The organism is Sphingobium indicum BiD32, from assembly GCF_000382885.1.
In the GTDB taxonomy this organism is placed as follows: Bacteria; Pseudomonadota; Alphaproteobacteria; order Sphingomonadales; family Sphingomonadaceae; genus Sphingobium; species Sphingobium japonicum_C.
In genome coordinates this window covers 1-7224 of sequence record NZ_CAVK010000126.1, presented here as the reverse complement: position 1 = coordinate 7224, position 7224 = coordinate 1, and the positions used below count along the sequence as shown (strand labels likewise).

Annotated in this window: 11 protein-coding genes; 5 read left to right on the top strand and 6 right to left on the bottom strand. The window is 65.2% G+C overall.

Translation table 11 applies throughout. The features are described 5' to 3' along the window. Positions 1-66 precede the first annotated feature (66 nt). The 5 genes from EBBID32_RS12650 (at position 67) to EBBID32_RS24125 (ending at position 3151) form a co-directional block, all read left to right on the top strand. Complete coding sequence (locus tag EBBID32_RS12650; protein ID WP_006958016.1) at positions 67-1278, top strand: cysteine desulfurase; 1212 nt, start codon at positions 67-69, stop codon at positions 1276-1278. Continuing rightward, positions 1278-1730, top strand: a complete 453-nt coding sequence (locus tag EBBID32_RS12645) for an SUF system Fe-S cluster assembly protein (RefSeq protein ID WP_037490518.1) — start codon at positions 1278-1280, stop codon at positions 1728-1730. Before EBBID32_RS12650 ends, EBBID32_RS12645 begins: the two co-directional genes overlap by 1 nt. Continuing rightward, on the top strand, positions 1730-2089 hold the full coding sequence (locus EBBID32_RS12640; protein ID WP_006958014.1) for a HesB/IscA family protein: 360 nt from the start codon (positions 1730-1732) through the stop codon (positions 2087-2089). Before EBBID32_RS12645 ends, EBBID32_RS12640 begins: the two co-directional genes overlap by 1 nt. Before the next feature lie 9 nt (positions 2090-2098). Then, on the top strand, positions 2099-2905 hold the full coding sequence (locus EBBID32_RS12635) for a hypothetical protein (RefSeq protein ID WP_006958011.1): 807 nt from the start codon (positions 2099-2101) through the stop codon (positions 2903-2905). A 72-nt stretch (positions 2906-2977) separates the two neighbouring features. Further along, positions 2978-3151: a hypothetical protein gene (locus tag EBBID32_RS24125; RefSeq protein ID WP_156022553.1), complete on the top strand. Its 174-nt coding sequence runs from the start codon at positions 2978-2980 to the stop codon at positions 3149-3151. 4 nt (positions 3152-3155) lie between these two features. Here the strand turns inward: EBBID32_RS24125 and EBBID32_RS12630 are convergent, their stop codons facing one another. From EBBID32_RS12630 to EBBID32_RS12605, 6 genes are all read right to left on the bottom strand, one after another. Continuing rightward, positions 3156-3572, bottom strand: a complete 417-nt coding sequence (locus tag EBBID32_RS12630; protein WP_006958007.1) for a hypothetical protein — start codon at positions 3570-3572, stop codon at positions 3156-3158. A 72-nt stretch (positions 3573-3644) separates the two neighbouring features. Beyond that, positions 3645-4187: a hypothetical protein gene (locus EBBID32_RS12625; protein ID WP_006958005.1), complete on the bottom strand. Its 543-nt coding sequence runs from the start codon at positions 4185-4187 to the stop codon at positions 3645-3647. A 13-nt stretch (positions 4188-4200) separates the two neighbouring features. Beyond that, positions 4201-4755: a demethoxyubiquinone hydroxylase family protein gene (locus EBBID32_RS12620; RefSeq protein ID WP_006958004.1), complete on the bottom strand. Its 555-nt coding sequence runs from the start codon at positions 4753-4755 to the stop codon at positions 4201-4203. Then, the gene (locus EBBID32_RS12615; RefSeq protein ID WP_006958003.1) at positions 4752-5237 is read right to left on the bottom strand and encodes a disulfide bond formation protein B; all 486 of its coding nucleotides are present in this window, start codon (positions 5235-5237) and stop codon (positions 4752-4754) included. The genes EBBID32_RS12620 and EBBID32_RS12615 overlap by 4 nt, the downstream gene beginning before the upstream one ends. A gap of 101 nt (positions 5238-5338) precedes the next feature. Then, positions 5339-6685 (bottom strand): S41 family peptidase, encoded by a 1347-nt coding sequence (locus EBBID32_RS12610; protein ID WP_006958001.1) that lies wholly within the window; start codon positions 6683-6685, stop codon positions 5339-5341. 121 nt (positions 6686-6806) lie between these two features. Beyond that, positions 6807-7224, bottom strand: a 418-nt coding sequence (locus EBBID32_RS12605; protein WP_037490514.1) for a murein hydrolase activator EnvC family protein, incomplete at its 5' end; no start/stop codon positions are given.

Genomic DNA, 7224 nt, shown 5'->3' with positions numbered 1-7224 from the left:
CCCTCTCGATAGGGTGACACCCCTCCACCACTTCGTGGTCCCCCTCCCCTTGCAGGGGAGGATGGTATGAACGCTGTCATCGCCCCCGAACGCCTGTCGCTCCGCGCCGATTTCCCCGGCGTCCTCGACTGGCATTATCTCGACAGCGCCGCGACCGCGCAAAAGCCCCACGCGGTGATCGACGCCATCGCCCGTGCCTATGGGCCGGACTATGCGACCGTCCATCGCGGCGTCTATGCGCGGTCGGCCAACATGACGCTCGCCTATGAATCGGCCAGGCGCAAGGTTGCCGACTTCATCGGGGCAAAATCGGACAGCGAGATCGTCTATGTCCGTGGCGCGACCGAGGGGATCAATCTGGTCGCGCACTGCTGGGCGGGTGAGCAATTGAAAGCGGGCGACCGCATCCTCCTCTCCACCCTCGAACATCACAGCAATATCGTGCCGTGGCAGATGGTGGCGGAAAAGGTCGGCGCCCATATCGACGTCGTGCCGCTGACCGACGATGGCCGGATTGATCTCGACGCGATGCGCGCGATGATCACCCCCCGGCACCGGATGGTCGCGCTCGCCCATGTGTCCAACGTGCTGGGCAGCGTGCTCGATTGCCGCCGCGCTGCCGACATCGCCCATATGGTGGGCGCGCGGATATTGATCGACGGCTGCCAGGCAGTGCCGCGTCTTGCCGTCGATGTGCAGGCGCTCGATTGCGATTTCTACGTCTTTTCCGCGCATAAACTCTACGGCCCGACCGGCATCGGCGTGCTGTGGGCGCGCGGTGAACTGCTCGACGCCATGCCCCCCTATCAGGGCGGCGGATCGATGATCGACAAGGTGACGTTCGAGAAAACCACCTACGCCCCCGCACCAACCCGGTTCGAGGCGGGGACGCCGCATATCAGCGGTGTGATCGGGCTTTCCGCTGCGATCGACTATGTGCAGGCCATCGGGCTGGACGCGATCCACGCGCATGAATGTGCGCTGGTCCGGCAAGCGCGCGTGGCGCTGGCCGATCTCAACAGCGTCCGCCTGTTCGGGCCGGACGACAGCGCGGGCATCCTCTCCTTTGAAGTAGAGGGGGTGCATCCGCACGATGTCGGCACCATATTGGATGAAGCTGGCGTTGCGATCCGTGCTGGCCATCATTGCGCCCAGCCGCTGATGCGCCATCTGGGCGTGGAAGCGACCGCGCGGGCCAGCTTTGGCATTTATAGCGATGAAAGCGATGTGGACGCGCTGGTGCGCGGACTTGAGCGGGTAAGAAAGATTTTTGGATGATGAGCGAAGATCGCAGGATCATGGTGGAAGAGGTCGAGGCCGTGGACGCCCCGCCCAAGGCACGGGTCGAAGAGGCACCACGCCAGCGCGACTATCTGGACGGCTTCCTCGCCGCCAAGCCTGCGGAGACGCCTGCGGGTGAGCCGGGCGGCAATGTCTATGATGGCGTGATTGACGCGCTCAAGGATATTTTCGACCCCGAAATCCCCGTCAACATCTATGATCTGGGGCTGATCTACGGCGTCGATGTATCGCCCGACAATCATGTCGTCGTCACCATGACGCTGACCACGCCGCATTGCCCGGTCGCTGAATCCATGCCCGGCGAAGTCGAACTGCGCGTGGGCGCAGTGCCCGGCGTCGGCGACGCGCAGGTCAATCTGGTCTGGGACCCGCCATGGGACCCGGCCAAGATGAGTGACGAGGCGAAGCTGGAACTGGGGATGCTCTGATGACGACCGAGACCAAGACCCGCGCCCGCCCCGCCGCCGTCATCCTGACGCCCAGCGCCGAGCAGCGCATCGCCGACCTAATGGCCACAGCGCCGCAGGGGACGATCGGCGTCAAGCTGTCGACGCCCAAGCGCGGTTGTTCGGGGCTGGCCTATTCGGTCGATTATGTCAGCGAGGAAGCGAAATTCGACGAGAAGATCGTAACGCCGGGCGGCACCTTCTACATTGATGGCGCGTCCGTCCTCTATCTGGTGGGATCGACGATGGACTGGGTCGAGGATGACTTCACCGCCGGTTTTGTGTTTGCGAACCCAAACGCCAAGGGTGCCTGTGGCTGCGGCGAGAGTTTCACGGTTTAGGCGGACCCCATGCCCCATATGCTGATCTTGGGGCTGGGCTACACCGCGTCCCGGCTGGCGGACCGCTTGCGGGCAGATGGCTGGCACATCACCGCCACCCGCCGCAGTCCCGACGCGACCGCGCTGGCCTTCGACGACGAACCCGCCGTTCGCGCAGCCATCGCCAGCACGACCCATATCCTCTCATCGGTCCCGCCGGAAACCGAAGTCGACCCGGTGCTGGTCCGCTACGGCCCCGCCATAGCCGCTGCACCAGCGCGCTGGATCGGCTATCTCTCCTCCACCGGCGTCTATGGCGACACGCGCGGGGCGTGGGTGGATGAGGGCGGCCCGGTCGGCACCGGCCGCCGCGCCGCGCGCGCCGACGCCGAACTCGCCTGGGGCGCGCTCCGCGACAATGTTCACCGCTTCCGCCTGCCCGGCATTTACGGTCCGGGGCGCTCCGCGCTCGACCGGGTGCGGGCAGGCAAGGCGCATCGCATCGACCTGCCCGACCAGATTTTCAGCCGGGTCCATGTCGATGACATCATCGCCGGGATCATCGCTTCGTTCGACGGACCGCCGGGCGTCTATAATCTGGCCGACGACCTGCCCTGCGCACAAAACCGGGTGATAGAAGCGGCCTGCGACCTGCTTGGCCTCCCCCATCCGCCGCTGCTGTCGCTGGAGCAGGCCGCCCTGTCGCCGATGGCGCGGGCCTTTTATGCAGAGAACCGCCGCGTCGCCAATGGCCGCGCCAAACGCCTGCTGGGCTGGTCGCCGCGCTACCCGACCTATGCGCAGGGACTTGCCGCCTGCGCCTTGACGGACATCTGATTCGCTTCGGCGCAAAGGGCGGGCGTCGATTACACCTTGTTAACCACATCGACGCGATAGCGGATGCATCATATGTCCGGGGACAAACAGATGGATCGCATCGACCATATTTTTTGCGCGCTCAGCCAGCGGATGAGCAATCTGTCGCACCCCGGACACGTAATGCCTGCGCCTGAAACCTTGTCCAGCCTGATCGACAAGGTCAATGCTGCCAAGCGGCGCTATCAGCCCGGCATGGACCGATAAGTGATCAGGGTTCGCCCTTCGATTCCTGCATCCGCCGCTCAGCGAACCATCGTTGCAGCATCTGGGCGGTGCAGCCGGTAAAGCCGTTGCTGCCGATCACCGAACAACTGCCGGGCAATGTCTGGCGCTGGACCTGTTCCATCGTCGCGACCTGACTGCCCCAGCCGGGACCACCCGCCACGGCGGGCTTCTCGCGCAGCTTCTTGGGAATACGATAACGTTCGGCTTCCGGCTTGCGCGCGCACACCACAATCTCGCTCTCATCCTTGCCCTTGGGGCAGGGATCATCGCCATAGACGATCAGGTTGAAGATGCGGTTGGGTGGCGGTTCGGGCTGCGCCAGCACAGGGGTCATCGGCGCTAGCGTCGCCGCGATCAGGGCCATGGAAATCGACAGACGCATCACCGGAAAATCCTTCATTCGCCCCTGCCAGTTCCCGCCTTGCCCAGAGGCGGGCGTTATCGTCCAGACGCCGCCCGGCGTCCGGACCCGTCAGGGTTGTGGCGCGGGTGCGGCCGCCGCCGCCTTGGCCTTTTCCTCCGCCACGACCCGCGCCTCGATCGCGTCGCTGTCGGCGTCGATCGTGGACAGGCGCTTGCCGCGCTCGGCCTCGACCAGATCCTTCCAGCTGGCATTGTCGAGCGCCTGCCGCTCCGCCTTGGCCAGCCGTGCTAGCTGCGCAAAGCAACCGGTCGCACCGCCGCCGCCGACTGGCGAGCAGCTTTCGGTGCCGGACCGGCCGACATATTCCATCGACCGCACCCGTTCGCCCCAGGCCTGCTTGCTGGGTTCATTGGGGTCGCCGCGCAGCGGTTCGGGGATGCGATAGCGTTCGGCCTCGCCCTTGCGCGCGCACACCACAATATCGTCGCCCTGGCTTTGCGGGCAGGCGTCGTCGCCATAGACGATGACGAGGTTGACCTTCTCCGTCGTCGGCACCGCCGCAGCGGTGGGTGCGCTCGATGGCGGCTGTGCCAGCGCGGGGATGGCAGCGCCTATCAGCAGCAGCGCGGCGATCATCGGGGTCTTGGTCATCTGTCGGTCCTTTTCAGATGCGCTTCGACAGCGCGATGGCGGCCCGGCATCCCAAACGGATGGCGCCCGACAAGAGGGGGTAGGCAGGGGCTTTTTCCGCACCATGCGCCAGCGCGGCATCGCGATGTTCCACTTCCTCTGCCTGAAAATCCGCAATGGCGGTGGAGAGTTCCGGATCGTCGCTGCCCAGTTGCACTAATTGTTCGCCATAATGGCGGTCGATCTGGGTCTCGATCGCGGCGGTGCAGGCCATCGCCGCCTTGGGACCGATCGCCGCCGTCACAGCGCCCAGCGCAAAGCCCGCCACATTCCAGATCGGCGCAAGCGCGGTCGGGCGCACGCCGCGCCGCGCGATCATCGCGTCGAACGTCTGCCTGTGACGCTCCTCCTGCGCGGCCATGCCCGCAATGATGCGCGCATCGGGATGCCGATCGCCCATGACGGCCAGTTGCCCGGCATAGATGCGGGTAGCGCCAAACTCCCCAGCCTGATCGACCCGCAGCATGGAGGCGCGATCGGTAGCCTTGATACGACGACCGGGGCGAGGGAAATCCTGGGTTGCGCTCATGCCTTGCGTCCTTTGCGTGCCAGCAACGCCAAGATGGCGACCGCGCCACCCACCGACAAGAGGCCGTTATAGCCCGCCAGCGAAATGCCCATGAGGCTCCAAGGTGCAACATCGCAGCGGGTGATGGGCGTCGCCATGATCTGGGTCAAAATATCGGCCGCGCTGCCGCCGGTCGGTGATGTGGAACAGGCGGTCAGCCCTTCCCACCAGCCATATTCGACTCCGGCATGGAACAGGCCGATGCCGCCGCTGACGGCAATGGCGATGGCCGCCAGCGTCGTGAACATCGCGCTGGTGCGGCGATTGCCCTTCGCCGCAAAGGCCAGCAGCGCCAGCCCGATCGCCGCCATATGCGGGTAACGCTGCCACCAGCACATTTCGCACGGATGCAGCCCGCCGACATATTGCGACACATAGGCACCGCCCAGCAGCGCCACAGGAATCAACAGCGCCAGCGCGCGCGCGAGGGGAAGTTTACTCATCACCCCCGCTTAAACCCCCTGGCACCTTTCGTCATGCTGAACTTGCGGGAGGGATGACAAGGTTATGGTGTTCCCGCCTGGGCGGGCGGGAACACATTATCTTACTTCGCCCCCGGCTTCCTTGCCGCCGCCTGCGCGATGGTCGCGCCCGGCGTGCTCGCCAGGCGGGAAATCGTCTTGAGCGCATAGTCGAGCTGGAAATCCTCCACGCCCTTCTTCTTCAGATCCTCGGCCGACATCGCAAAGCGCGGATCGTCCTTTGCATCTTCCTCCAGCGACTTGTCGTCGGTCTTGATCTCGTTGATCAAATGGCGGCGCAGGTCGCTTTCGCGATATTTGGGGCGGTTCTTGTAATCCGGGTCGGACAGTTGCGGCACGCGGATATCAGGCTGGATGCCGCCTTCCTGCACGCTGCGGCCCGACGGCGTATAATAACGCGCGGTTGTCAGCTTGAGCGCGGTGGTGTTGGACAGTGGCAGCATGGTCTGCACGCTGCCCTTGCCGAAGCTGCGTTCGCCCATCACCAGCGCGCGATGCTGGTCCTGCAACGCGCCCGCGACGATTTCCGACGCCGACGCCGATCCCGCGTCAACCAGCACGATCACCGGCAGACCCTTGGCGTCATCGCCCGGCTTGGCATAATAGCGTTCGACATCGCCCTTGGCCCGGCCGCGCTGCGACACGATCTCGCCCCGTTCCAGGAAGGCGTCGCTGACCGACACCGCCTCGTCCAGCAGCCCGCCGGGGTTGGACCGCAGGTCCAGTACATAGCCGGTCGGCTTGTGGCCCAGCGACTTGTCGATGCTGCGGATCGCCTGCCGCACATCGGCCCCGGTATTGGCAGAGAAGCTGACGATGTTGATGACGCCAATGCCGTTCTTCACTTCCCACTTCACGGGCTTGAGCTGAATGATCTCGCGCGTCAGGGTCAGGTCGATGGGCTTGTCGCGGCCCGATCGCACGATGGTCAGCTTCAGGCTCGTGCCCGGCGCGCCGCGCATCTTGTCGACCGCCTCGTCCAGCGTACCGCCATAGATGAGCTGCCCGTCAATATGGGTGATATAATCGCCCGCCTTGATCCCCGCGCGCCAGGCCGGGGTATCCTGCGTCGGCGCAATCACCTTGACCGCGCCATCTTCCTGCGTGACCGACAGGCCCAGGCCACCATAGCTGCCCTCCGTCTGGGTACGCAGATTCTGGAAATCGCGCGCGTCGAGGAAGGAGGAGTGCGGATCGAGGCTGGCCAGCATCCCGTCGATCGCGCCCTTGATCAGCTTTTCGTCGTCGACTTTCTCGACATAGTCGCTGCGAACCTTCTGGAACACATCCATGAATTCATCGAGCGCCTTGTAGCTCGACGCCTCCCCATCGGCGAGCGCCGCGGTGGTGGCGGGAATGAGCGCAAGCGCCCCAAGCGCAAGCGCGCCCTGGAGGAAGGTAGATTTCATGGGCATCCTTGATTCCGGCATCTGCGACCCATCATAAGCCGATTCGCGTCCCGACGCAAAAGCGCGCTTCGACGAGTGTTGCGCAGGGTCGATGAGCGTCGGGTTAATGGGCGGGCGATCCTCACCCCAGCCCCACCAGCGGCACAATGTCCACCGGCCGCCCGTTGCGGCGCAGTTCGATGGTGATGGTCGGGCGACCGGGACCGGTGATGGCGACCGGATCGCCCTGCCGCACGCTGTCGCCCACTTGCGCGGTGACGCGGTGCAGGCCGGTGATCAGCGTGGTCCAGCCCTGCCCATGGTCGATGATGAGGATCTGCCCATAGCCACGATAGGGACCGGCAAAGGCGATACGCCCGGCGGTCGGCGCGACGGCCTGCGCGCCCGGCTGCGTCACCAGCGTCAGCCCGCGTGACCGGACGCCGCCGTCATTCACCTCGCCCATGCCGGTGACGAGCTGGCCGATGACGGGCAGACGATAGGGTGGCGGGCCGCTCAGTGCCATGGTGGGTTCGGGGGCGGGGGTGCCGGTCTGGTCG

What these genes read in the sequence shown, in the direction of transcription:
- EBBID32_RS12650 (WP_006958016.1), top strand. Translation starts at nt 67, where the DNA reads ATGAACGCTGTCATCGCCCCCGAACGCCTGTCGCTCCGCGCCGATTTC.
- EBBID32_RS12645 (WP_037490518.1), top strand. Translation starts at nt 1,278, where the DNA reads ATGAGCGAAGATCGCAGGATCATGGTGGAAGAGGTCGAGGCCGTGGAC.
- EBBID32_RS12640 (WP_006958014.1), top strand. Translation starts at nt 1,730, where the DNA reads ATGACGACCGAGACCAAGACCCGCGCCCGCCCCGCCGCCGTCATCCTG.
- EBBID32_RS12635 (WP_006958011.1), top strand. Translation starts at nt 2,099, where the DNA reads ATGCCCCATATGCTGATCTTGGGGCTGGGCTACACCGCGTCCCGGCTG.
- EBBID32_RS24125 (WP_156022553.1), top strand. Translation starts at nt 2,978, where the DNA reads ATGTCCGGGGACAAACAGATGGATCGCATCGACCATATTTTTTGCGCG.
- EBBID32_RS12630 (WP_006958007.1), bottom strand. Translation starts at nt 3,572, where the DNA reads ATGAAGGATTTTCCGGTGATGCGTCTGTCGATTTCCATGGCCCTGATC.
- EBBID32_RS12625 (WP_006958005.1), bottom strand. Translation starts at nt 4,187, where the DNA reads ATGACCAAGACCCCGATGATCGCCGCGCTGCTGCTGATAGGCGCTGCC.
- EBBID32_RS12620 (WP_006958004.1), bottom strand. Translation starts at nt 4,755, where the DNA reads ATGAGCGCAACCCAGGATTTCCCTCGCCCCGGTCGTCGTATCAAGGCT.
- EBBID32_RS12615 (WP_006958003.1), bottom strand. Translation starts at nt 5,237, where the DNA reads ATGAGTAAACTTCCCCTCGCGCGCGCGCTGGCGCTGTTGATTCCTGTG.
- EBBID32_RS12610 (WP_006958001.1), bottom strand. Translation starts at nt 6,685, where the DNA reads ATGAAATCTACCTTCCTCCAGGGCGCGCTTGCGCTTGGGGCGCTTGCG.